Origin of the sequence: Spirosoma aerolatum (assembly GCF_002056795.1) — a bacterium.
In the GTDB taxonomy this organism is placed as follows: Bacteria; Bacteroidota; Bacteroidia; order Cytophagales; family Spirosomataceae; genus Spirosoma; species Spirosoma aerolatum.
The window spans coordinates 6559031-6582397 of the sequence record NZ_CP020104.1; the positions used below are offsets into that span (position 1 = coordinate 6559031).

22 protein-coding genes and 1 riboswitch are annotated in these 23367 nt (G+C 48.8%); of the genes, 12 read left to right on the plus strand and 10 right to left on the minus strand.

What is annotated here, in order from left to right; translation table 11 throughout:
- Window positions 1-68 precede the first annotated feature (68 nt).
- Window positions 69-782 (minus strand): YebC/PmpR family DNA-binding transcriptional regulator, encoded by a 714-nt coding sequence (locus B5M13_RS27315; RefSeq protein ID WP_080058690.1) that lies wholly within the window; start codon window positions 780-782, stop codon window positions 69-71.
- A gap of 106 nt (window positions 783-888) precedes the next feature.
- Complete coding sequence (gene lysA, locus B5M13_RS27320) at window positions 889-2142, minus strand: diaminopimelate decarboxylase (protein ID WP_080058691.1); 1254 nt, start codon at window positions 2140-2142, stop codon at window positions 889-891.
- Window positions 2143-2183: 41 nt separating this feature from the next.
- On the opposite strand from lysA, the gene B5M13_RS27325 reads away from it, so the two are divergent.
- The 8 genes from B5M13_RS27325 to B5M13_RS27360 all read left to right on the plus strand — a co-directional run bounded on the left by B5M13_RS27325 (window position 2184) and on the right by B5M13_RS27360 (window position 10750).
- Complete coding sequence (locus B5M13_RS27325) at window positions 2184-3575, plus strand: alkaline phosphatase D family protein (protein WP_080058692.1); 1392 nt, start codon at window positions 2184-2186, stop codon at window positions 3573-3575.
- Between the two features lie 60 nt (window positions 3576-3635).
- Window positions 3636-4358 (plus strand): glucosamine-6-phosphate deaminase, encoded by a 723-nt coding sequence (locus B5M13_RS27330; RefSeq protein WP_080058693.1) that lies wholly within the window; start codon window positions 3636-3638, stop codon window positions 4356-4358.
- Window positions 4359-4481: 123 nt separating this feature from the next.
- The gene (locus B5M13_RS27335; protein WP_155297338.1) at window positions 4482-5789 is read left to right on the plus strand and encodes an NCS2 family permease; all 1308 of its coding nucleotides are present in this window, start codon (window positions 4482-4484) and stop codon (window positions 5787-5789) included.
- Window positions 5790-5907: 118 nt separating this feature from the next.
- Window positions 5908-6750 (plus strand): IS982 family transposase, encoded by an 843-nt coding sequence (locus B5M13_RS27340; RefSeq protein ID WP_080054324.1) that lies wholly within the window; start codon window positions 5908-5910, stop codon window positions 6748-6750.
- A gap of 10 nt (window positions 6751-6760) precedes the next feature.
- Window positions 6761-7600 carry a 5'-methylthioadenosine/adenosylhomocysteine nucleosidase gene (locus B5M13_RS27345; protein ID WP_080058695.1) on the plus strand — a complete coding sequence of 280 codons (840 nt, stop codon included), beginning with the start codon at window positions 6761-6763 and terminating at the stop codon, window positions 7598-7600.
- 132 nt (window positions 7601-7732) lie between these two features.
- On the plus strand, window positions 7733-8815 hold the full coding sequence (locus B5M13_RS27350; protein WP_080058696.1) for a lipase family protein: 1083 nt from the start codon (window positions 7733-7735) through the stop codon (window positions 8813-8815).
- A 168-nt stretch (window positions 8816-8983) separates the two neighbouring features.
- Entirely contained in the window at window positions 8984-9586 is a 603-nt protein-coding gene (locus tag B5M13_RS27355) for a TetR/AcrR family transcriptional regulator (RefSeq protein WP_080058697.1), read from the plus strand.
- A 21-nt stretch (window positions 9587-9607) separates the two neighbouring features.
- Entirely contained in the window at window positions 9608-10750 is a 1143-nt protein-coding gene (locus B5M13_RS27360) for an FAD-dependent oxidoreductase (protein WP_080058698.1), read from the plus strand.
- Window positions 10751-10765: 15 nt separating this feature from the next.
- On the opposite strand, the gene B5M13_RS27365 is transcribed toward B5M13_RS27360, so the two are convergent.
- The 4 genes from B5M13_RS27365 to B5M13_RS27380 all read right to left on the minus strand — a co-directional run bounded on the left by B5M13_RS27365 (window position 10766) and on the right by B5M13_RS27380 (window position 14697).
- The gene (locus B5M13_RS27365) at window positions 10766-11494 is read right to left on the minus strand and encodes an esterase family protein (RefSeq protein ID WP_080058699.1); all 729 of its coding nucleotides are present in this window, start codon (window positions 11492-11494) and stop codon (window positions 10766-10768) included.
- Window positions 11495-11568: 74 nt separating this feature from the next.
- Window positions 11569-12162, minus strand: a complete 594-nt coding sequence (locus B5M13_RS27370) for a GDSL-type esterase/lipase family protein (protein ID WP_080058700.1) — start codon at window positions 12160-12162, stop codon at window positions 11569-11571.
- 6 nt (window positions 12163-12168) lie between these two features.
- Complete coding sequence (locus B5M13_RS27375) at window positions 12169-13254, minus strand: homoserine O-acetyltransferase family protein (protein ID WP_080058701.1); 1086 nt, start codon at window positions 13252-13254, stop codon at window positions 12169-12171.
- Between the two features lie 129 nt (window positions 13255-13383).
- Window positions 13384-14697: an O-acetylhomoserine aminocarboxypropyltransferase/cysteine synthase family protein gene (locus tag B5M13_RS27380; protein ID WP_080058702.1), complete on the minus strand. Its 1314-nt coding sequence runs from the start codon at window positions 14695-14697 to the stop codon at window positions 13384-13386.
- A gap of 203 nt (window positions 14698-14900) precedes the next feature.
- Window positions 14901-15004, minus strand: a riboswitch (SAM riboswitch).
- Window positions 15005-15192: 188 nt separating this feature from the next.
- On the opposite strand from B5M13_RS27380, the gene B5M13_RS27385 reads away from it, so the two are divergent.
- Window positions 15193-15519, plus strand: coding sequence for a DUF721 domain-containing protein (locus B5M13_RS27385; protein ID WP_020598119.1), 327 nt, complete (start codon window positions 15193-15195; stop codon window positions 15517-15519).
- 7 nt (window positions 15520-15526) lie between these two features.
- Here the strand turns inward: B5M13_RS27385 and B5M13_RS27390 are convergent, their stop codons facing one another.
- The 3 genes from B5M13_RS27390 to B5M13_RS27400 form a co-directional block, all read right to left on the minus strand.
- Window positions 15527-16312 carry a polysaccharide deacetylase family protein gene (locus B5M13_RS27390; protein ID WP_080058703.1) on the minus strand — a complete coding sequence of 262 codons (786 nt, stop codon included), beginning with the start codon at window positions 16310-16312 and terminating at the stop codon, window positions 15527-15529.
- Window positions 16264-17262: a glycosyltransferase family 2 protein gene (locus tag B5M13_RS27395; RefSeq protein WP_080058704.1), complete on the minus strand. Its 999-nt coding sequence runs from the start codon at window positions 17260-17262 to the stop codon at window positions 16264-16266. Before B5M13_RS27395 ends, B5M13_RS27390 begins: the two co-directional genes overlap by 49 nt.
- 182 nt (window positions 17263-17444) lie before the next feature.
- A complete protein-coding gene (locus B5M13_RS27400) occupies window positions 17445-19043 on the minus strand; it encodes a Na+/H+ antiporter (RefSeq protein WP_080058705.1) in 1599 nt (532 codons plus the stop codon).
- Between the two features lie 109 nt (window positions 19044-19152).
- Between B5M13_RS27400 and B5M13_RS27405 the strand changes: the two genes are divergently transcribed.
- The 3 genes from B5M13_RS27405 to B5M13_RS27415 are packed head-to-tail and all read left to right on the plus strand — an operon-like array spanning window position 19153 to window position 21887.
- Complete coding sequence (locus B5M13_RS27405; RefSeq protein WP_080058706.1) at window positions 19153-20145, plus strand: ion channel; 993 nt, start codon at window positions 19153-19155, stop codon at window positions 20143-20145.
- A 26-nt stretch (window positions 20146-20171) separates the two neighbouring features.
- A complete protein-coding gene (locus B5M13_RS27410) occupies window positions 20172-21077 on the plus strand; it encodes a S66 peptidase family protein (RefSeq protein ID WP_080060100.1) in 906 nt (301 codons plus the stop codon).
- 12 nt (window positions 21078-21089) lie between these two features.
- Window positions 21090-21887, plus strand: a complete 798-nt coding sequence (locus B5M13_RS27415; RefSeq protein WP_080058707.1) for an SDR family oxidoreductase — start codon at window positions 21090-21092, stop codon at window positions 21885-21887.
- 65 nt (window positions 21888-21952) lie between these two features.
- Here the strand turns inward: B5M13_RS27415 and B5M13_RS27420 are convergent, their stop codons facing one another.
- Window positions 21953-23305, minus strand: a complete 1353-nt coding sequence (locus B5M13_RS27420; protein WP_080058708.1) for an amidohydrolase — start codon at window positions 23303-23305, stop codon at window positions 21953-21955.
- Window positions 23306-23367: the final 62 nt, after the last annotated feature.

The window sequence follows — 23367 nt, forward strand, 5'->3', positions numbered from 1 at the left end:
AAAACAGAAGGGTGGAAAAGGACCAACTACGGTTTCCTTTTCCACCCTTCTGTTTTTTGGATTTATTCTCACTTCATGTTGTGATACACCATCTGTACATCGTCGTCTTCCTCAATACGTTCGATGAGTTTTTCAACGTCGGCAGCTTCCTCGTCTGTTAGCTCTTTATAATCATTCGGAATTCGCTCGAACTCAGCCTGTTTGATTTCGTACCCTTTTTCTTCCAGGAATTTCTGAATACTACCAAACGCGGTGAACTGACCGTAAATGACCAGTTGATCAGTGTCGTCATCGTACTCGATCTCATCCCCGCCGAAATCAATCAACTCAAACTCCAGTTCCTCCCGGTCAATCCCTTCGGCTGGAATGCGGAAAACCGACTTACGCTCAAACATAAAATCGAGCATACCCTGTGTACCCAAACTACCACCAAGCTTATTCAAATAACTTCGAACGTTGGCTACTGTCCGGTTGTGGTTATCCGTTGCGGTTTCGATAACGAGCGCAATACCATGCGGAGCGTAGGCTTCGTATACAATCTCCTTATAGTCCTCCTGCTCTTTCGATGAGGCTTTTTTGATAGCCCGTTCGACGTTTTCTTTCGGCATATTAGCCGCTTTGGCATTTTGGATGATAGCCCGCAGCCGTCCGTTGGTATCTGGATCAGGACCGGCACTTTTGACGGCCATAACGATATCTTTGCCGATGCGAGTAAAGGTCTTTGCCATTTGACCCCACCGCTTCATTTTGCGCGCCTTCCGGTATTCAAACGCTCTTCCCATTGTTGTTAGTGGTCATTAAGTGGTCATTCCATAGTCATTTCATGGCCAGCTGTTGTTCGATGCGAAAGCAATATATGAAGACAACTACTGACAACAGAATGACGATTTAATGACTATATACAGTTGATTCAAATTCAATAATTTCCTGCCCGCGCATCAGATCCTCGAAGGTTTCACGCTGACGGATCAGGTAGGGTTTACCCTCATAAACCAGCACTTCGGCTGGACGAAAACGGGCATTGTAATTCGAAGACATGCTGAAACCATAGGCTCCTGCATTTTCGAACGACAGCACATCACCCGGACGTACTTCAGGCAGAACCCGGTCGGTAGCGAAGGTATCCGTTTCGCAAATGTACCCCACAACGGTATACATTTTCGGCTCGCCCGTTGGATTCGAGATGTTTTTGATGTCGTGGTATGCATCGTACATCATGGGCCGAATCAGGTGGTTAAGGCCAGAATCGACCGCCACAAATGTCCGGGTTGGGTTTTCTTTAACGATATTGGTACGTACCAGCAGATGCCCACTTTCGCTGACCAGAAACTTACCCGGCTCGAACCAAAGCTCTAACTCACGACCATAGTGCTGGCAGAATTGCTGGAATGCCGCCGATACCTGATCCCCCAGTTCAACCACATCCGTAACATGGTCGCCTGCTTTATAGGCCACCTTAAAGCCACTGCCAAAATCAATAAATGTCAGATCAGGATAGTCGGAAGCCAGATCGAACAGGACATCAGCGCCTTTTAGAAAGGCATTGGCATTTTTGAAATCCGACCCTGTATGAATGTGCAGCCCCGTTACCGAAATCCGGTATTTTTCCACCAACGCCCGCATTTCGGCCCGTTGCAGGATTGAAATACCAAATTTGGAATCCGCATGGCCAGTCGAAATCTTGATGTTCCCCCCTTCGCTGATGTGCGGATTGATACGGATACTTACCGGAACCTGACTGCCGTAGTTTTGGCCAACCCATTCGAGCAAAGGCAGGCTATCGACATTCAATTGCAGACCCAGTTCAATGGCTTCGCGGATTTCGCCGAACGAAACCCCACTGGGCGTAAACATGATCTGGTTGGGAGCAAATCCGGCTAGCATACCCATCCGCGCTTCATTGACCGACACCGAATCCATTTCAACACCCTGCTGACGCATCAGTTTCAGAATCGACACGTTTGTCAATGCCTTGGCTGCGTATTTTATCTTGAGGTTAACTCCGGCAAAAGCAGACCGGAGTAAGCCAATTTTTTCGATAATTTTGTCGGCATCGTACACGTACAATGGCAGACCGAACTCATCGGCTATGGCCACTACATCGACACCCTGAATCTGATAAACCTGGTTATTTAGTTGCATACCTTCTAAAACGAATCGCAAAATTACGCCATCTTTCCCCCATGTACAAAATTCAAAGGTATCTGTTCATACTTATCCTGCTTGGTACGTATTCGGCTTTTGCTCAGCAACCTACCGTTACCAAAGGAAAGAGTCGTGCGTCCAGCACAAATCAGCCGTCCAGATCGGCTTCTAAGCTTCAGTCGGGCCCTATGGTGGGGTATTCCGACATGCGGGAAGTGATGCTTTGGGCGCAGACCAAAGAACCCGCCAAAGTTCAGATTCGCTACCATGAAGTGGGCAAGACAGCCCCGGTTTACCTGACCCACGAAGTACAAACAACCCGGCAAGCGGCTTTTACCGCCCACCTGCTCGCCGATCAGGTGGAACCCGGAAAAACGTACGAATACGACGTGTTAATCGGGGGCCAGAAGGTGAGCCTGCCCTACCCGACCCAGTTTCAAACCCAATCCCTGTGGCAGTGGCGGACCGACCCACCGACTTTTCGTTTCGGCGTCGGAAGCTGCACGTACGTCAACGAACCTGATACCGACCGACCCGGCAAACCTTACGGAGGGGGATACGAGATTTTTACTGCACTAGCGGCTCAGAAACCTGATTTTATGCTCTGGACGGGCGACAACACCTACACCCGCGAAACCGACTGGAACAGCCGTACGGGGGTTCTCAGACGCTATACCCACACGCGCTCTTTACCCGAAATGCAGCCTTTATTAGCCAGCACCCACAACTACGCCACCTGGGACGACCACGATTACGGCCCCAACGATGCCGACCGGTCGTATTGGCTCAAACCTGTTACCCTCGAAGCGTTCAAGCTCTTCTGGGCCAATCCAAATTTCATTTTCCCGGAAGGATGTGCGGGCACTTTTTTCTGGAACGACTGTCAGTTTTTCCTCCTCGATGACCGAACGTTCCGCGCGCCAAACGAGATGCCCGATGGCCCGGAGAAAGCCTACTTTGGTGATAAGCAGATTCAGTGGTTACTGGATGCGATGACCTTTAGCCAGGCTCCGTTTAAGTTTATCGTAACAGGGGGTCAGATCATTAACCCGACCAAAGCGTTTGAAAATTACAGCATTTATGGCACCGAACGCGAACGACTCCTGAAGGCAATTGCCGATGCCAAAATACCTGGTGTTCTGTTCATCACCGGCGACCGACACCATTCGATTCTGCATAAACTGGATCGTCCGGGCACTTACCCGATTTACGACCTGACGATTTCTCCACTTACCTCATCCGTAGCCCAACCCCGCGCCGACGAGTTAAAACAGCCGACGTATGTAGATGGCACACTCGTTACCGAACGTAATTTTGGCCTCCTGAGCGTAAGTGGGCCTCTCAAAGATCGCGTACTGACCATAAAAATTTTCGATCAGAAAGGCACCGAACGCTGGAGTCGCGATATACGTGCCAATGAATTAAAGTAACACCTCGGTCTGCAGCGTTCGGTTTACGCCGGACTGCCGTAAGCCGACAACCAAGTAAACATGACTATTCAAAAATTCCCTGACCACGACACCCTTTCGCAACATACGGCTGAGTACATTGCCGCGCTGATCAATAAAAAGCCCAACGCTCTGCTTTGCCTGGCATCTGGCGATACACCTATTGAAACCTACCACCGATTGGTAGCCCTGGCAAAAGCCGGGAAAGTTGACGTTAGCCAATGCACGTTTGTGGGGCTGGACGAATGGGTTGGCTTCGGGCCGGATGACTTCGGCAGCTGCTCGTATTACGTATTCCGGGATTTGTTCAATCCGCTACAGCTACGGCCCGACCAGATTCATGTGTTCGATGCCAAATCAGCAGACCTCTCAGCCGAATGTGCTAAAATCGACGCACTGATCCGGGCGCATGGCGGATTAGACTTACTACTCGTTGGTATGGGCATGAACGGTCATATTGCCCTCAATGAACCCGGCACCCCATTCAACTTAGGGTGTCACGTATCGCAATTAGCCGAAAGCACAATAACCGTTGGGCAGAAATATTTCGATAAAGAAACGACCTTAACGCAGGGGATCACCGTTGGCCTACGGCATCTGGCCGAAGCGCGCGACGTAATTTTGCTGGTGAGTGGCGAAAAGAAAGCGTCAAAGCTGCGCGAAGCCCTAACCGGGCCCATCACCAACGAAGTACCAGCCAGTATTATGCAAACGCACCCCAATGGCCGGGTTTGGGTTGACGAAGCGGCTGGGAAATTACTTTAATTACAGCGTGATCATTGGTTGTCATTTGCTTTGCGTTATTAATTATCATTTCTTGTATGTTGCGTACGAAATACTGTCCAACTAGCGCCAAATGCATCTTTGATGACAACCAATGACCATCTAATGACTACTACCCGAAATTACCGCACCGAAGTTCTGGCGGGTATTTCGACCTTTCTGGCGACGATGTACATCATCGTCGTGAATCCGGCGATTTTGAGCCAGGCGGGTTTACCATTCAGTGGCGTTCTGACGGCAACGGTACTGCTTTCTTTCTTTTGCAGTCTGATGATGGGCCTATATGCTCGTAACCCTATTGTAGTAGCACCGGGTATGGGCATGAATGCCTTCTTTACCTTTACGGCTGTAAAAGGGATGGGTATCCGGCCCGAAGTAGCCTTGGGAGCCGTTTTTTGGGCGGGGGTTTTGTTTCTCCTGATGTCGGTACTGAATCTTCGGTCGGCCATTGTACGAGCGATTCCGCAACCGTTACGCTATGCCGTATCGGCGGGTATCGGACTGTTTATCACGCTCATTGGGTTTGAAAACGCCAAGTTTATCATTGCCAATCCAGCTACGTTAGTTGGCATTGCTCACCTGAAAGACCCGATTGTTCTCACCTTTGTCTTCGGATTATTGCTCACCAGCGTATTAGTCATTCGCAATGTACCGGGGGCTATTATCATCGGGATTGTACTGACGACGCTGGCAGCCTGGCCTGTCGGACGGTGGTGGGGCGATGCATCTGCCATTAATTTTGGTCAGAAAACATTGGTCAATTTTCAGAGTATTTGGGCTGCTCCCGATTTTTCGTTGCTTGGCAAGCTGGATTTAGTCGGTTCGCTCTCCTGGTCATTATGGCCGGTCATTTTTGCCTTTGCCTTTACCGATCTGTTCGATAGCCTGTCTACGTTTGTGGGCGTAGCCGAAGCCGGTGCTCTGCAGGATGAGCAGGGCAATCCCCGGAATTTGAACCGATCTCTCCTAACTGATGCCGTGGCGACAACCCTGGCTGGCATACTGGGCACCAGCCCCGGTACGGCTTATATTGAATCGGCAGTAGGGATTGCGCAGGGCGGACGTACCGGCCTGACAGCAATCGTAGCTGGCTGTTGTTTTCTTCCGTTCCTGTTCCTGTCGCCCTTATTGTCTATTATTCCGGCCATTGCTACGGCTCCCGCGCTGGTGCTGGTTGGTGCGTTTATGATGAAGCCCGTTACTCGTATCAATTGGGGGCAGTTGGACGATGCGCTACCGGCTTTTTTGGCGCTGGTGCTGATTCCGTTCAGTTACTCCATTACCCAGGGCCTGATTTGGGGATTTCTGTCCTGGAGTGTTATCAAACTGGCCATCGGCAAAACGACCGATCTCCCGTTGAGCCTGCTCATTGTCGATATCTTTTGTGTACTGGCCCTCACAAGTGGCCATTGATGGCCACCTATTTAATCTAAGTTGTATGAAAATAGCTTGATGGGACACCAAGAAAAAAGACATAGCCAAGAGCAAGAGTACCTTTGAGGTGCGAAAACATCAGTAACCCGCTCTGACTATGTCTGAAAAAGTAGTGGCAATTTACTGCTTTCTAGATGATTTCTTTCTAGAAACCAATCACCCTAGATCGACCAAACCACAAGCTAAACCTAAAGTAACAGACAGCATTGTGTTGACTACCGCCATCATATCGGCTCGTTTCTTTGGGGGCAACCAAGCTTCAGCCATGCTCTATATGGCGGACAAGCAGGGTGTCCTTATGCTGGAAAAGTCGGCCTTTAATCGCCGGTTGCATCGACTCGCTCATACCTTGAGTGTCTTATTTTATTATTTGGCCGACTTCTTTAAAGCCTTGAATGTGAGCAGTCAGTATCTAATTGATTCATTTCCTGTATCGGTTTGCGATAATATTCGCATCAGCCGTTCACGGTTGGTCAAGGGGGAAGAGTATCGAGGCAAAATTGCTTCCAAACGACGGTTCTTCTTTGGGTATCGGGTGCAAGTAGTGACCACCAGTACTAAGCAGCCCGTGCAATTTTTTATTCTTCCGGGTTCGTACGCGGATATAACAGCTCTTCAGATGATGCATTTGCATTTGCCCGCAGGTAGCGAGGTGTTTGGTGATGCTGCCTACACCGACTACGAACAAGAGGAACTGTACGCTGATTGTGAACAGATTTCCTTACAGATTCAACGCAAGAGTAATAGTCATCGGGCTGACCCGATTTGGATAGCCGCTTACAAGAAGATGCGTCGTCAGGCAATCGAACAAGCTTTTAGTCAAGTCAAGTTGCGATTTCCTCAAAAGATTCATGCCGTTACCGAAGCGGGTTTCCTGATCAAGCTTGTCTTATTTCTACTTGCATACGCTCTAGAATCAAACTTGTATCATACAACTTAGATTATTTAGTATGAATAAACGACTACAGATTCTCTTTGTTTCCTTCATTCTTTCGCTCTTTCATTCTTTCGCCTTTTCGCAGCGCTATAAAGCCAAACCCATCACAGGCTTGCTAGGTGCATTTGGAGCCGAAGTAGCTTTGGTTAAAGAATCGTTGCAAAAACCTAAGACGGTTGTTGTTGACGGCATTACGTTTACCTGCGGACGGATTGGCAAACAGCGTGTTGTGGTAGCCGAAACGGGTATTGGCAAGGTGAATGCGGCCATGACCACCTCGCTCATGCTCGATCATTTTCGGCCGTCGCGCATTCTCTTTACGGGCATTGCTGGCGGCACCAACCCCGACCTACAACCCGGCGATATTGTGATAGCCGGACGAACTGCTCACCACGATTACAGCTCCATTACCGACAAAAACACCCCTACCCGGCAAACCCGTAACGCAATCACCAAAGAATTTAACCCCGTTTATTTCCCAGCCGATTCATCACTCATGCACCTAGCCGAAAACGTTGTTAAAACCGTTTCTCTGGAGGGAATTCCGCTGGCGTCGGGCGGGGTTTCAAATCGGCCAGTGAAGGTGGTAACGGGTATAGTTGTGACAGGTGATGTGTTCGTAGCCTCGGTTGACAAAGTAAAAAGTTTGCGGACCGATTTCGGGGCCGACGCGACCGAAATGGAAGGGGCGGCTGTAGCCCAGGTATGCTATCAGATTCAGGTGCCTCATCTGATTATCCGCAGCCTCAGCGACCGGGCCGACGCCGAAGCCCACATTGCTTACGACAAATTTTACCCGACAGCCGCCCGCAATTCCGCCAAATTGGTGATCGCACTGGTTAAAGCATTATAGCCATTCAGTCAAATCAGTACGCACGGGGAAGTAAGATTACCGTTTTTTTTCATCTTTGAGAAGACCAAACGACTGATCAGTAAGTTATTGTGACTCACTGAGCGGATTAGTTTGGTTTAACCATTCTCAACTATGAAACAAGCGACTGTTTACCTCTTTCTGGTTTTACTCCCAACGGTCCTTTACGGCCAACCCCTAAAACCCGGTTTCGACAAAGCAGAATATATTGAACTACTCAAAGTATCGGCCCAGTTTGGCGACTCGACTTATGTCAGGGCTTTTCCAACACCTGAGCGATTTAAACTAGTTTACCGTTCGCCCATAGTCGGGCTGGACAACCGCTGGGATCTTTGGGCTAACAACCAGGGCGTAGCTGTTCTGAGTATTCGAGGCACGACGGCCAACAGCGTTAGCTGGCTGGCTAATTTCTATGCGGCTATGGTTCCGGCTAAAGGCGAACTCCAGCTCAGCGATACCGAAAAATTTACGTATGAGCTGGCAGCCAGCCCATTGGCAGCCGTGCATGTCGGTTGGTTGGTCAGTACAGCCTTTCTATCAAAAGACATGCTCCCAAAAATCGATTCGTGCTATCGGACTGGTATCAAAAACATGCTGATCATGGGGCATAGTCAGGGGGGAGCCATTGGTTTCCTTTTAACGGCCCACCTCCGCCAATTGAAAAAGCAGTCCCGAATTCCTTCCGATATACAGTTTAAAACCTATTGCAGCGCCGGACCCAAACCCGGCAATCTGCATTTCGCTTATGAGTACGAAGCCACTACTCAGGCCGGGTGGGCTTACAACGTGGTTAACTCTGCCGACTGGGTACCTGAGGTTCCGCTAACCGTACAGACCGTCAATGATTTTAACCCAACTAACCCTTTTGTGGGTGCTCCGGCCATGATCAAAAAACAGAAATTTCTGAAGCGGATGGCACTCAAGTATGTGTACAACAGCCTGAGTAAACCCGCCCTTAAAGCGCAGAAGAATTATCAGAAATACCTGGGCAAACTGGCCGCCAATACCGTGAAGAAAAACCTGAACGGCTATGTCGCTCCCGATTATTACAAAAGCAACGACTACGTCCGAACCGGCAATACCATTGTGCTGCTAGCCGACAGCAGCTATTTCGCCAAATATCCCGATAGTAAAGAGAAAATCTTTATCCATCATTTCCATCCACCCTACTTATTCCTTACCGAGAAGCTACCATAGCCAGTTAAAACTACTTGTTAGTAAGTAAGCATTTTGTATGCCCCCATAGGATCGCACAAAATGGCAAGCTTAAACCTAGGCTAAAAGAATTTTAGATATTTTAATAGTAAATGAACGTTTATTTATTAAAAATCATTATACTTTCAAATCACAGGAACCTCGAAGCTTATGCGACCAAGAAATCTTGATAAAGAAGAATCGATCCGGGCAATAGCGTTGCAAATCATTCAGGAGGAAGGACTGGAAAATCTGAGTATGCAGAAACTGGCCAAAGCCGCCAATGTGTCGCCCCGTACCATTTATATTAAATATGAGAATAAAGAAGATCTGCTCATCAAGCTATTCATTGATGAAGTGTTAGGCGCTTATGAATCCGCTATACTGGAGAACTTCGACGAAAGTATGGACTTAGTTTCAGGGATAAAAAGGCTCTGGCAGAACACTTTCCACTATTTCCAGCAGAATCGCCAGGCTTTCGCGCTGATGCAATACGGTAAATCATCGCCCTTGTTGAACAAGGCATTTCGGGAAAGAGACATTCAGGAAGGCCAATTCTTCGCCCCTATCCACCGCTTTCTCGCCCATCATGCCAACGCTGGCACCATCCGGCATTTTCCAGTTGAGGTTCATAGAGCTTTACTCTTCGCCCCCCTTTTCGACCTAATCAATGAATACGTCGAACATCTTGACAGACCTGCACAACCCATTACCGAAAAACTTATGCTCGACTGCTGCGAAGCGGTAATCAGCGGAATACTCATTAAAAAATAAACCCATTAACTACAACAGACAATGAACAACATCACAAACAAAAAAATAGCCATTATCGGCGGTGGCCCTGGTGGCCTGACACTCACCCGACTTTTACAACAGAAAGGCGCCAACGTTAACGTCTACGAACGCGATACAAACGAACATGTTCGGGTACAGGGTGCCACGCTGGACCTTCACCACGATAGTGGCTTATTAGCCTTGCAGGAAGCCGGGTTAATGAATGCTTTTAAAGCAGCGTATCGACCTGGAGCCGACCGAATACGGATTTTGGATAAAGCGGGGACAATCCTATTCGATGATGGCTTTACTGCTAGCGATGATCTGTTCCGCCCCGAAATTGATCGTGGTCCATTACGGAAATTATTGCTCGATTCTCTACAACCGAACACCGTCGTTTGGGACAGCCATCTTATAGGGCTCACACCATCCGGCAACGGCTGGCAACTTGATTTTAAAAATGACACGACCGCCTTTGCTGATTTAGTCATAGGGGCCGACGGAGCCAATTCCAAAATACGACCCCTCATTACGTCCATCAAGCCGTTATATTCCGGCGTTACTATTGTGGAAGGAAATGTATACGATTCAGAAACCACAGTGCCTGCTATCCATACGCTGTTGAACGGGGGTAAAATCTTTGCACTTGGCGATGAGAAAACACTGATCGTCAGTTCGAAAGGCGATGGCAGTTTAGTCTTTTACACGGGTAGTAAAACAGATGAATTCTGGATTCATGACCATGAAAACGCTTTTAGTAACCGAGAACAGGCCCTTACGTGGTTTCAGGAAACATTTATCGGATGGGATGCGGCCTGGCTTGAATTAATTGAAAAAGCCAGCTTCCCGCTGACAATTCGACCACAGTATTGTATGCCTTTAGACCAGACTTGGGATACCTTACCGAACCTGACCATGTTGGGCGATGCAGCCCATCTAATGCCACCATATGCGGGCGAGGGAGTAAATATGGCGATGCTCGATGCGCTGGAATTAAGCAACTGCCTGACCAACGAAACCTTCACAGATACACAATCTGCCATTACTACATATGAAAACCAGATGCGGCTTAGAGCTTCCGAGATAGCCCGAATAACGTTAGAGCAAACCAACTCTCTCCATTCCTCTGAAGCTATTTCCAACCTGCTTGAGCTATTTAGTTAATTCTGGCAGAACAAGTTATAAGTATAACTGCACCATTTTTCGCCAGTCTTCAGCCTGATGAGCGCGGCCATCCCAAAGGTATAACTCATGCGATATGTTTTTAATCCAAAGGGTTTCGCTTAGGCTAAGGTTGCTGGGCAGGAAGGGATCTTCGGTCCCAATAGTCATCACAATCTCCATCCGACGAAGGTGATCCAGTAGCATTTCATCCTGTAAATTTGGCAGAAAGTGGTTGGGGCTATGGAAATAAATATCGTCGTCGTAATACCCGTCAAACAACCCACGAAATTCGGCTACGGGCTCCGACAGATTGTAACGCCCACTGAACGCAACTACTTTCCCGAACCATTGAGGGTGCCGAAACGCAATATTCAATGCATGGTAAGCACCCAGACTGCATCCATGCGAAATCATAAAGGGTTGGGGGTTTATCAGCCTTGAAAACGTTAGTACTTCATTCAAAATGTACTGTTCGTACTGATTGTGCCGCCGAATACGGTCCTGTGGACTTGCCAAGCGATTATAAACGCTTTCCCGGTCGACGCTATCTACGCAAAATAGCTGCAACCAGCCGTTTTCGATACGGTCAGCCAAGGCTTCAATGAGACCCAAATCTTCATACTCATGAAATCGCCCGCGCCGAGTCGGGAAAACCAGCATCCTCGCTCCGGCATGGCCAAAAACAAGCAATTCCATGTCCCGGTTAAGATTTGGGCTAAACCATTTATGATACTCACGATGCATGCCGTATCTGTTAAGTACCCATGAAAATACACTCGTACAGCCAAAAAACTGCTACGCATCAGGTAAATAAATCGTTAAAAAATCGCGACTTGCTGCTCAAGTGTTCGCTTCCAGGCCTGATACCCGGCTGGGCTCAAATGGAGTCCATCATTCTCAAATGCTTCCCGGCGCGGCTGTCCATTTGGCCAGAGTAAGGGAGCAGTCATGTCAATGTAATGAGCATTTTGCCTTTTTCCAACCTCTTTGCCAATCAGCTGATTGGTGTACCGAATCTGATCAACAAGGCCCCAGCGAGCCGGGCTAATTTTTATGGATAAAAAGAAAAGCGGCAAATCAGGGAAATGGTGACGCATTTTATCGGCAAAGGTGCAGAAGAACAAATACACCTCTTCGGGATGCCGCCCGTCGCCCAGATCGTTGTCGCCTGCATAAAACAGAACAGCTTTCGGAGCAGCGGGCAGTAGTAGTCGTTCGAAGAACCAGGAACATGCCGCCAGCGTCGATCCACCAAACCCAAGGTTCAGGGAGTTGATTTGTGGAAAGTCCTGCGCCAGCGTTGTCCAGAGCCGGATAGATGAACTACCATAAAAAACCACCCTGTCGGATGCGGGCGGTAATGTCATCAATTTCGTTTCCAACTGCCGAACTTCGGCTTCATACCAAACCATATGCTGTTATTTAACCTGCCGAACAACCTCTTCCAGTTTCGCTATTTCAGCATGAACGGGAGCACTGGCCATCCATTTTCGAATGATGTTTGCCAGTGGTCGAAATTCAATCAGAAAACCATCATGACCATATAATGAATCGATTTCTTCGTAGGTCGCATTCGGAATATGGCGAGCCAGAAACTGTTGCTCAGTAGGTGGGAACAGCAAATCAGACCGAATACCAACTACTAATGTATAGGCTTTAATCTGGCCGAGTGCATTCAGAATACTCCCCCGATTTCGGCCCACATTATGCGAATCCATCACCTTCGAAAGCGTCCAGTACGTAAAAGCATTGAATCGGTCGGCCAGTTTATCGCCCTGATACCGCTGATAACTGGCAGATTTGTAGCCGTCCAACTGCTCATTGTTATCCAGTGCCTGTGTAAATCCATAGGTATCGTAATTCCGATACGAAATCATAGCCATCGCCCGGGCGGCTTTCATACCCGCTACACCTGCATCGGCTCGTCGTTCGGGCCAGGTTGGGTCGGCTTCGATAGCCATCCGCTGGGCTTCGTTGAAGGCAATGCACCAGGGTGAAGCAACGGCGCTGGCGGCAATGATGACCAGATTCTGAATCAGGTTGGGTTGTAGAATCGCCCATTCCAATGCCTGCTCGCCACCGACTGACCCACCAATACAGGTACGGATTTTTTCGATACCCAACTCCTGCCGTAACAAATCCAGCGCGTTTACCATATCGCGAATGGTAATCGCCGGGAAATCATGATAATACGGCTGCCCAGTCGCAGGGTTTACGGATAACGGCCCGGTTGAGCCATAGCAGGAGCCCAGCACATTAGCACAAACAATAAATTGACCCGTTCCTGTTGGCGAGTCGGGATCAAAATACCGGCCGGGGCCTACCATTCCTCCCCACCAGTCGCCCGCATCCGCATTACCCGTCAGTGCATGGCATATCCATACGACGTTCGACCCATCTTCGTTTAAGGTACCGCGCGTTGTATAGGCCAGCCGAAATCCCGGTAGGCTCTCACCCGATTCGAGTGAGAAAGAATACTTGTAATCGAAATACTGTAGTGTCAATGGAAAAAAGTTTACAGTTTACGGTACTTTCAGTATTCGGTTTATAGTATTCGGTTTACGGTGAGCTGACGCAACCTATAGTAACGGCAATCTACCGTAAACAGAATACTACAAACCGAAAACCATAAACTACGTTAACACTGGTTGGGCAATCTGAGCGAACGCCTGTTCGAAATCAGCTTTGATATCGTCGATATGTTCGATGCCAGCCGAAACCCGCAGAACACCGGCTTCAACACCCGCACTGGCTTGCTCCTGCTCACTCAGTTGCTGGTGTGTGGTAGCCGCTGGGTGGATGATCAACGTTTTCGAATCGCCTACATTGGCCAGGTGGCTCACTAATTTCAGGCTGTTTACAAACCGATCGGCGGCATCTTTGTCGCCTTTTACTTTGAAGGTAAATACGCCCCCAAAGCCTCTTTTCAAATACTTTTTGGCCAGTTCGTGGTATGAGCTGCTTTCCAGACCAGGATAATTGACAAACTCAACCTGGTCGTGCTGTTCAAGCCACTGGGCCAGTGCCAGCGCATTCTCGACAGTTCGATCCACGCGCAGCGAGAGCGTTTCCAATCCCTGAATCAGTAAAAAGGCATTAAATGGACTCAGCGCCGGGCCATAATCGCGTAAGCCTTCAACCCGGGCCCGAATGATGAACTGGATGTTGCCAAATGGCCCACCCACCCCAAAAACATCGCTGAATACCATGCCATGATACCCTTCCGACGGTTCACTGAACTGTGGGAATTTACCATTACCCCAGTTGTAATTTCCACCGTCGATAATAACCCCGCCGATACTGGTACCATGTCCGCCAACCCATTTTGTAGCCGACTCAACAACCACGGCAGCCCCATGTTCGAGCGGTCGGAACAGGTATCCACCTGCACCAAACGTATTATCGACAATCAGGGGGATGTCGTGCTGTTTCGCTAAAGCTGCAAACGCTTCGAAATCGGGAACGTTGAAGCCCGGATTACCTATGGTTTCGAGGTAAATGGCTTTCGTGTTTTCATCAATCAGTTTGGCGAATGATTCGGGCTTATCGCCATCCGCAAAACGAGCGTCGATGCCCAACCGCTTAAACGACACTTTGAACTGATTGTAGGTGCCTCCATACAGGAATGAAGTAGTCACGAAGTTATCGCCCGCATTCAGAATATTATTCAGGGCAATAAATTGCGCTGCCTGCCCCGACGACACAGCCAGCGCAGCCACGCCCCCTTCCAAAGCCGCCATGCGTTTTTCAAACACATCGGTGGTTGGATTCATGATGCGCGTATAAATATTGCCGAATGCTTTTAAGGCAAACAAATCGGCGCCATGAGCCGAGTCGTTGAACACATACGATGTCGTTTGGTAAATAGGTACTGCCCGAGCGTTGGTTGTAGGATCTGGCTCTTGGCCTGCGTGTAGCTGGAGTGTTTCGAAATGCAGTTCTGACATGATTAATGATTTAGTTCTAACGTGGTTTTGGTAAAAAATATGATTTCCGATCCATAGCAGGTTGTTTTCGTACGAACCTGCACCGGCTGCAACCGATAACTGGACGAACACGACAAACCCTCCCAGTTTTCGTGGCAGAAGGTGGCTGTGCTTAGTAGGCCCCGGCGGGCATACAGCGTTGAAGACAGAGCATGTGAAGAAACGATTTATAGTCCCTAAATAACTTTAGGCAGGAGTTAGCACCTTGCCATGTGGTAGGTTGCCAGCGGTTCGCAGAGCCTGATCTCTCCCCGCTTCTATATAAATCAACGCGCGTCGGTATGATAAAACCGCGTAACTATTGACTTGATACTGCAAGTATAACAGCCAACGGGTGCGAATCCAAAAAACGGGTGCTTTTTCTAATCGTTTAACTATTTTTTAGATAATGCCCTCAATTGTCATACATGGCGTTTAATCCTTCTTTACTTTTGTAATGAAATTACCTTCCGCCCCATGAACCAAACGTACCGCTACAATCGCGACAACGCTACCCGCGTAGCAGGAACCACTACTGTGAAGGACGCCATTGGGCAACTGCTGAAGGCTTATCAGCTTCAAACCCGCTTTAACGAAACCTATCTAGAAGCCTTCTGGGGGAAAATGATGGGTCCAGCGATTGCCTCCAGAACAAACCGGCTCTATGTTCGCGATCGAAAGCTTCATATTGAAATTGCGTCGGCCCCGCTTCGCAATGAACTGGTCAATGCGAAACAGAAACTGATTCAACTTGTCAACAAAGACATGGGCAGCGATGTGATTGACGATGTTATTTTTATCTAGAAACAGTTCACAAGCCGTCTACAAATTCCTGCATCGTCTTAAACTCACCCATCGGTTTCAAATACCGTAGCAGCTTTTCAACTCGATCCAGCAACTCATCGCGCGAATGCCGACGCACGTAGGCAGGGATTTTTTCGTAAGCCGATAAGTCCGTAAACTCCCAGGGATGTACATACAGGTTCAGAAAGCCATCCGCCTGGAGAGTCTGTCGGCAAAGTGATTTGTAGTAGCTAAACGGAAAATTTTTCAGGCTCAGCCAGAAGAGCGGTAAACGAAGTGTCGGCGTAACCGATGCCGGAATTTGCCATACCCCCACTTCCCGAAACGGGTGCCTGGGTTCGCCCCAGTGATTATATCGACCGGGGAGCCAGGTTGGGTGCAGGGATGAATTATACTGATAACCAGCCTGCTTCACATCGTTCGGATCAACGAATCCCATCCGTGCCCGCCGAAAGCCCGTAACCGGGCGTTTAAGCAGATCTTCCAAAGCCAGTCGGGATTTGAGCAGATCGGCAGGTTCGAAGGTTGTGTGATAATAGCCGTGCGACGCTATTTCATGCCTGTTGGCCAGACGCAACATCAAAGCCGACTCATGAAGGGCATAATTGGCCGTTGTAAACAGCGTGGTTCGAACATCAAGCATATCGAACCGCTCAGCCAGGAGCGTTAAACCACGCGTTGAAACGGCCACCTGTTCATTCAATGGAATGTTGTGGCCGAATTCAACGGCGGTATCGAATTCTTCTACGTCAACGGTGAATAAAATATTTCTTCCTCGATTGGGGATTGCCATGGCGTTACTGTCTCCTCGATCTCGCTCGTGTCGCCGATAATATAAGCAGGTCGGCCTTTCACTTCGACAAACGTTTTGCCCAAATATACGCCGATAATCCCGATCATGATAAACTGTACCCCACCAATCAGCACCAGCAGCAACACCAGGGTTGTCCAGCCCGATACGGTTTCATTGGTAAAGTAATGCTCATAAATTGCTTCAGCCCCAAACAGGACCGCAAATAGCGACATGCAAAAGCCAAGGGTGACCGATAGGTAGAGCGGACGCGTTGAGAACGACGTAATGCCCATAGCCGCCAATTGCATCATCTTGCGGAACGAATATTTTGAACGACCCGCATACCGGGCGGCTGGTTCATACAAAATGCGGCACTGACGAAAGCCTACCCATGAAATAGCGCCCCGCAGAAATAAATCCGCTTCTTTGAACTGCTTAATGGTGTCCACAACTTTCCGGTCGAGCAACCGGAAATCGGCAGCGCCATCTTCAATTTCCAGGTTCGAAACCCGGCGCAGCACCCGGTAGAAATATTTTGAGGTTGTACGTTTGAACCACGACAGCTTAGGATCGGGCCGCCGAACCGTATAGACCACCTCGAAGCCTTGCCGCCATTTTTCGATTAGAGCTGGAATCAGTTCGGGAGGATGCTGAAGGTCGGCGTCCAGGCAAATAACAGCATCTCCGCGCGCATTATCGTAACCAGCCCGTAAAGCCATCTGATGACCAAAATTGCGCGAGAAGGAAATGAACCGCACAACCGGATATTCCTGACTCAACTGCCGCAATACGTAGCGGGTTTGGTCGGAGCTACCATCATCGACGATCAGGATTTCGTACGATTCGTACTGTGCCATCACTGCCATCAACCGATGCACGAGTACGGGAAGATTCTCTTCTTCGTTATAAGCGGGCACAACCAAACTGATCATACCCTGATGAAATGCCATAGGTTACTAATTAGTAAGGAATTATTACGGATGGGGTTTCGAAGAAACTGGGTATAAATATAAGTATATTTACCTAACGCACAACAAAAAAACTGTTGTATAATCGTTAATACCTTGATAAAGCTATTTAATATCCTAGCTATTAACCACTTGCCATTCCGCGCCTATATACCAATTTAATCCTATGGTTGGGCCAGGCTCAAACGAGCCGCTTCCAGATCCAGCTCCTGTTCCATTTTCCGAATAATTTCCCCATCCAGTAATGTACTTTGGCGTTGCTCGATTAGCACTGTGCGTTCCACATCAATCAGCTCAAGTTGCAGGCGGATAGCCTGCTGATAGAGCTCCGTTGGTTTATGAGGGGTACTGATTGATCCGCGCAGCATCCCATTCAGTTCATTGATTCGTAGTTCATACGTGTTTTTCACGTAGTTAAGCACATCATCATGCACAGACCCTGCTGAGTGGTTTTCTTCCAGATGCGTAATCACCTGTAGTGCCATTTTACGACGCAGCTTGCGTTCTTCCTGTTTCTCGTCGACATCCTCGCGCACATTAAGAGCCTCTACCAGCAGGGGTAAGGTCAGCCCCTGTATGACCAACGTAATAAGTATAACGATAAACGTGATGAACAAAATCAGGTCGCGGGCCGGAAAAGGCTGGCCATTGGGTAAGGTATTAGGTAACGCTAAAGCACCAGCCAGCGAGACAACCCCACGCATACCCGCCCAACCAACAACCATAATCTGCTGCCAGGCTGGTTTTTCTTCACGCTTGCGGATACGTGGACTGAGCCAGCGCGGTAGGTAAGCTCCCGGAAATACCCATATCAGTCGGCTAATGACTGCCACTACACTGATCAGTAAGGCATAATTTATCGCTTCGGGAAGTGTGTATCCGTTCAGGTCGGCCACAATCATAGGTAGTTGCAGACCGATCAGGATAAAGACAAGTCCATTGAGTAGAAAAACGACGATTTCCCAAACTGAATTCGTCTGCAATCGACTATGGTACGTAAAAATCTGGGAGGTTCGGGCCGACAGAAACAGACCCGTCGTTACCACGGCCAACACGCCGGATAGGTGAAAGTTTTCGGCAATCAGGTAGGAACCATAGGGTGTTAGCAGGGTTATGGCCGTGCTGGTCACATTATCTTTACTAATCATTCGATGAACCCAGATCATAATCCAGCCAATGGTCAGCCCAATAGCCACACTGATCAGCGCAATACCGATAAACTGATAACTGGCCTCCCAAAGAACAAAATGATTGGTGAGTATAGCCACAAGTCCATACCGGTAGATAATCAGGCTGGTTGCATCGTTTACCAGGCTTTCGCCTTCCAGTACGGTCGTAATCTGTTTGGGTATGTTGAGGCCGCGCATAACAGACGTAGCCGCTACTGCATCGGGAGGTGCAATAATAGCCCCCAGTAAATACCCTTGCGCCAACGAAAAGCCCGGAATAAACGCGTGGGCGACCAGAGCAACCAGTGTTGAGGTAAATAAAACCAGGCCCACAGCCAGTAACGATACTGATCGACTGTATAATTTGAGCTCCAGATTATCGATCTGCCAGGCAGCCGCATATAACAAGGGCGGCAGGAAAACCAGGAAAACTTCATCGGGCGACAAAATAACGGGGGGTAAACCCGGAATCCAGCCAATCAAAAGCCCCACAATAACCAGCAGAATTGGATACGATATGCGCAGCCAACGGGCTACCACCACCAACAAGGAGGTAACTCCCAGCAGACCTGTTACAATTTCAATTGGATGCATTGAATGATCAGAATTGGAATGATTGCAGCTTCGCAGTCAAAGCCCAACAAATTTGCTATAACTTTGTCAGTAGACCATAACTGGTGATAGCGTAACAATTCTGCTCATTATGAATTCATCAACCCGCCAGGTTTTTAAGAAAACGCCCAAAAACAGTCGGTTAGTTGAACAGGAAGAACAACGCAACGACATCGGCTTTGGCACCAAACTCACCGACGCCCAGGCCCGGTTAGTCAACCAGGATGGAAGCTTCAACATTGTTCATGCCAATGCCAGTTTATGGGACCAGTTAAATGTTTATAACCGACTCATTACTATGAGCTGGTCGCATTTTTTTGGCTGGGTTTTACTGGCTTATCTGATAGCCAATACGCTTTTCGCGGGCATTTATATGCTGGCAGGAGCCGGCACCCTCGAAGGGATGGACGATGACTCCATTTACGGGCCCTTCTGGAAGTGTTTCTTCTTTAGTTCACAAACACTCACGACCGTAGGCTATGGACATATTTCACCCAATAGTTTCCTGACCAGTTGTATTTCAGCTTTCGAGTCGATGGTTGGGCTATTGGCATTTGCCCTCGCTACGGGACTGCTCTACGGGCGGTTTTCGCGCCCGGTGGCCCACATCCGTTTTTCGAAACATGCTGTGCTGGCCCCATATCTGGATGTAAATGCCTGGATGTTCCGCATTATCAACACACGGCCAAATCAGCTTATTAACCTGGAAATCACCGTTAGTTTATCACGGGTAGAAACCAATGCAGAGGGAACGCTTTCCCGAAAATACTACAACCTCCACCTCGAACGAAATAAAGTGGCTTTCTTCCCGGCCAACTGGACGCTGGTACACGCCATCACAGAATCTAGTCCCTTGTATGGCCTTACGTCTGAAGATCTGAAAAAAACAGATACTGAATTTTTGATTTCGTTTCAGGCACTGGACGACACCTTTGTGCAGGGCGTGCATCGACGTTTCTCATACCGCCACGATGAAGTACGCTGGGGATATAAGTTCCGGCCCATGTACGACGGGGCGCAAACAGGTCGTGTCCTGCTTGACCTGGATAAACTCGACGACATTGAAGAAGTACCATTGAATTGAGTACCTTAAAAAACAATACATTAACGTTGATTCTACCTCCTTTTTTACAGCCCGGCGATACGGTTGGCGTAGTCGCTCCTGCGAGTTGGTTTCCGTATGAAGAACTGGCCGATGGGCTTCGCATTTTACGCGAAAACTGGCACCTAAACGTAATCGAAGGAGATAGTCTGTACGCGATTGACGGACCTTTTGCCGGTTCAGATGACCTCCGTCGGGCCGACATCCAACGATTATTCGACGACCCAGACGTCCGGGCTGTATTTGCTGCCCGGGGTGGGTATGGCTGCTACCGAATTGCTGATGGCCTTGATCTGACGGGATTACGGGCTAATCCAAAATGGCTAATCGGTTTCAGCGACGTAACGGTATTACTCAGCCTGTTGGCCAATCATCAGATTGTGAGTCTGCATGGACTTATGCCCCGTCAGTTTGGCGATCCTGACCGGGCCGCTTCACTGGAATCGGTACGGCAGTGGCTATTTGGTGAAACGCCCGCTCAGTACACCGTACCCGTACACCCCCTGAACCGACTCGGCAAGGCTACAGGTGTCTTAGTAGGGGGAAACTTAACCATGCTGAGTAATTCGATTGGTACGCCTACCGATGTGGATTTGTCTGGAAAAATTCTGTTCATCGAAGACATCGACGAAACATTTTTCTCCCTCGACCGCATGCTCACCCAGTTTCGGCGGGCCGGGCGGCTGGCCAATCTGGCCGGTTTGGTCGTCGGCCAGTTTACCGATATGCGTGCTAACACTTCGCTTCCTTTTGGTAAGGACGCCTTCAAGATTATTGCTGACGCCGTTTCGGCCTACAGCTATCCGGTGCTATTTGATTTTCCGGCTGGGCACGTTCCGTTCAATCTGGCGTTGCCAATTGGTAAAGACATAAAGCTCATTGTAACGGAGCAAACGGCTCGCATCGAATTTTAATCGACCACTCGTATGAGCTTTACCAATTCTGTAGTCTGGATTACGGGCGCATCGTCCGGTATCGGGGAGGCCGTTGCCTTAGCACTCGCCAGGCAACAAAACGTATCTCTTGTGCTGTCTGCGCGTCGTGCCGATGGGTTACAGCGGGTCGCTAACCAAACGGGTCTACCAGCTTCCCAAGTGTTAATCGTGCCGATGGATATGACGGATATAGCAAGCCTGGCTGCACACGTCGAAACAGTACGCCAGCGATTTGGCCGTATTGATTACCTATTTCAAAACGCGGGCATCAGCCAGCGGAGTACGGTAGCTGATACCGACTTTTCGGTTTATCGGCAGATTATGGAAGTCAATTTTTTCGGGGTAGTTGCGCTCACCAAAGCTGTTTTGCCGATTATGCTAACGCAGGGCAACGGCCATTTTGTCGTTACCAGCAGTGTAGCGGGTAAATTAGCCACCAAACAACGCTCCGGCTACTGCGCCAGTAAACACGCCCTGCATGGATTTTTTGATGCCCTTCGGTCGGAAGTCTATGAGGAAGGTCTTCGGGTAACCATCGTCTGTCCTGGCTACATTCGAACAGCCATCTCGCTCAATGCCCTGGAAGCCAATGGACAGAAGCACAACAAAATGGATGTTAATCAGGAAAAAGGAATGGCTCCCGATGTATTTGCCCAGCGGCTGTTACGGGCTGTTAATGCACAAAAAGAGGAAGTCTACATTGGCGGCTCCGAAATCTACGGCATCTACCTCAAACGCTTCTTTCCCAGCTTGTTATCCAGAATTCTTCGCAATCGAAAAAGAATTTAAACACAGCGTCTCGGAGAACACAGAGATTAAAGCTTTGTGTTCGCCGAGACGCTGTGTTTAAATTTCTACTGACCACCCAGGGTCAATTCCTTAACAGCAACGCCTTTGTTAGCAAACTCCATATAATCGGTGGTCAGGCGGCATAACGATTTCATACCCAGCACAAAGCCACCCTCGTCGATGTAGAAATCAGGAGTATGGTGCGAAGGCAATTCCGTTCCTTTTTTCCCTTTCGGCATACCACCCAGGAAGAAAAAGAAACCAGGTACTTTTTGCTGGTAGAAGGAGAAATCCTCGGCCCCGGTTTGTGCGGGTGTAATTTTCACATTGTTCTTTCCAGCTACCGTTTCGAGCGATGGAATCATCTGGTCCGTTAGTTTCGGATCGTTGTACGTAACCGGATACATCACATCAATTTTCACTTCGGCTTTGGCACCTGCGCTTTCGGCAATATTAGTAGCAATCTCGTTAATCCGGCGATGCACCAGTTGTTGCGCTTCGGGGCTAAAGGTACGAATGGTACCAATCATGTTCGCTTCTTCGGGAATGATATTCTGCCGAATACCGCTATGTAATGCGCCGACTGTTACTACAGCCGCATTATCAGTCAATATAAGGTTACGACTTACAATGGTTTGCAAGCCTATAACTACCTGTGCCGACGTTACAATAGGGTCCACGCTCGACCAGGGAGCCGCTCCATGCGCCTGCTTTCCTTTAATTTTAATCGCATACGAGTCTACCGCAGCCATCGTAGCGCCCGGACGGTACTTGATGGTTCCTACTTCGGTCTGTGAGTTGATATGCAACCCAAAAATGGCATCCACTTTTGGGTTTTCCAGAACCCCTTCTTTCACCATCAGGTAAGCGCCCCCTTCTTCACCCTGAGGAGCGCCTTCTTCGGCAGGTTGGAAAATAAACTTAACCGTTCCACGTAGATCAGCCTTAACGGATGTCAGAATTTCGGCTACACCCATCAGAATGGCCATGTGCGAATCGTGTCCACAAGCGTGCATAATCCCCGTTTGCTGGCCATTGTATTCCGTCCGCTCCTGCGACTTAAAAGGAATATCGCCCCGCTCGGTTACCGGCAATCCGTCCATATCCGCCCGAAGCGCCACAACCGGGCCGGGTTTACCTCCCTTTAGCAAACCCACAACGCCAGTTTTGCCCACACCCGTTTTCACGTCCATGCCTAGCGATTGCAAATGGGCCGCAATTTTGGCGGCTGTCTGAAACTCCCGGTTTCCCAATTCAGGATGCTGGTGAAAATCCCGACGCCATGTCACCACCTTTTTTTCAAGGCTTTCAGCCATTTTATCCATTCGGGTGTTCAACGTAGCCACCTGCGCAACTACCGATTGCGTCAAAAGCCCGCCCAAAAGCAGTGAAGAAACTAATATATTATGCTTTTTCATCAAAAAAGACAGTTTTTGAAACTTAGTTCGATTAGCGTTCAATTTACGGATAAGTCCGTAGA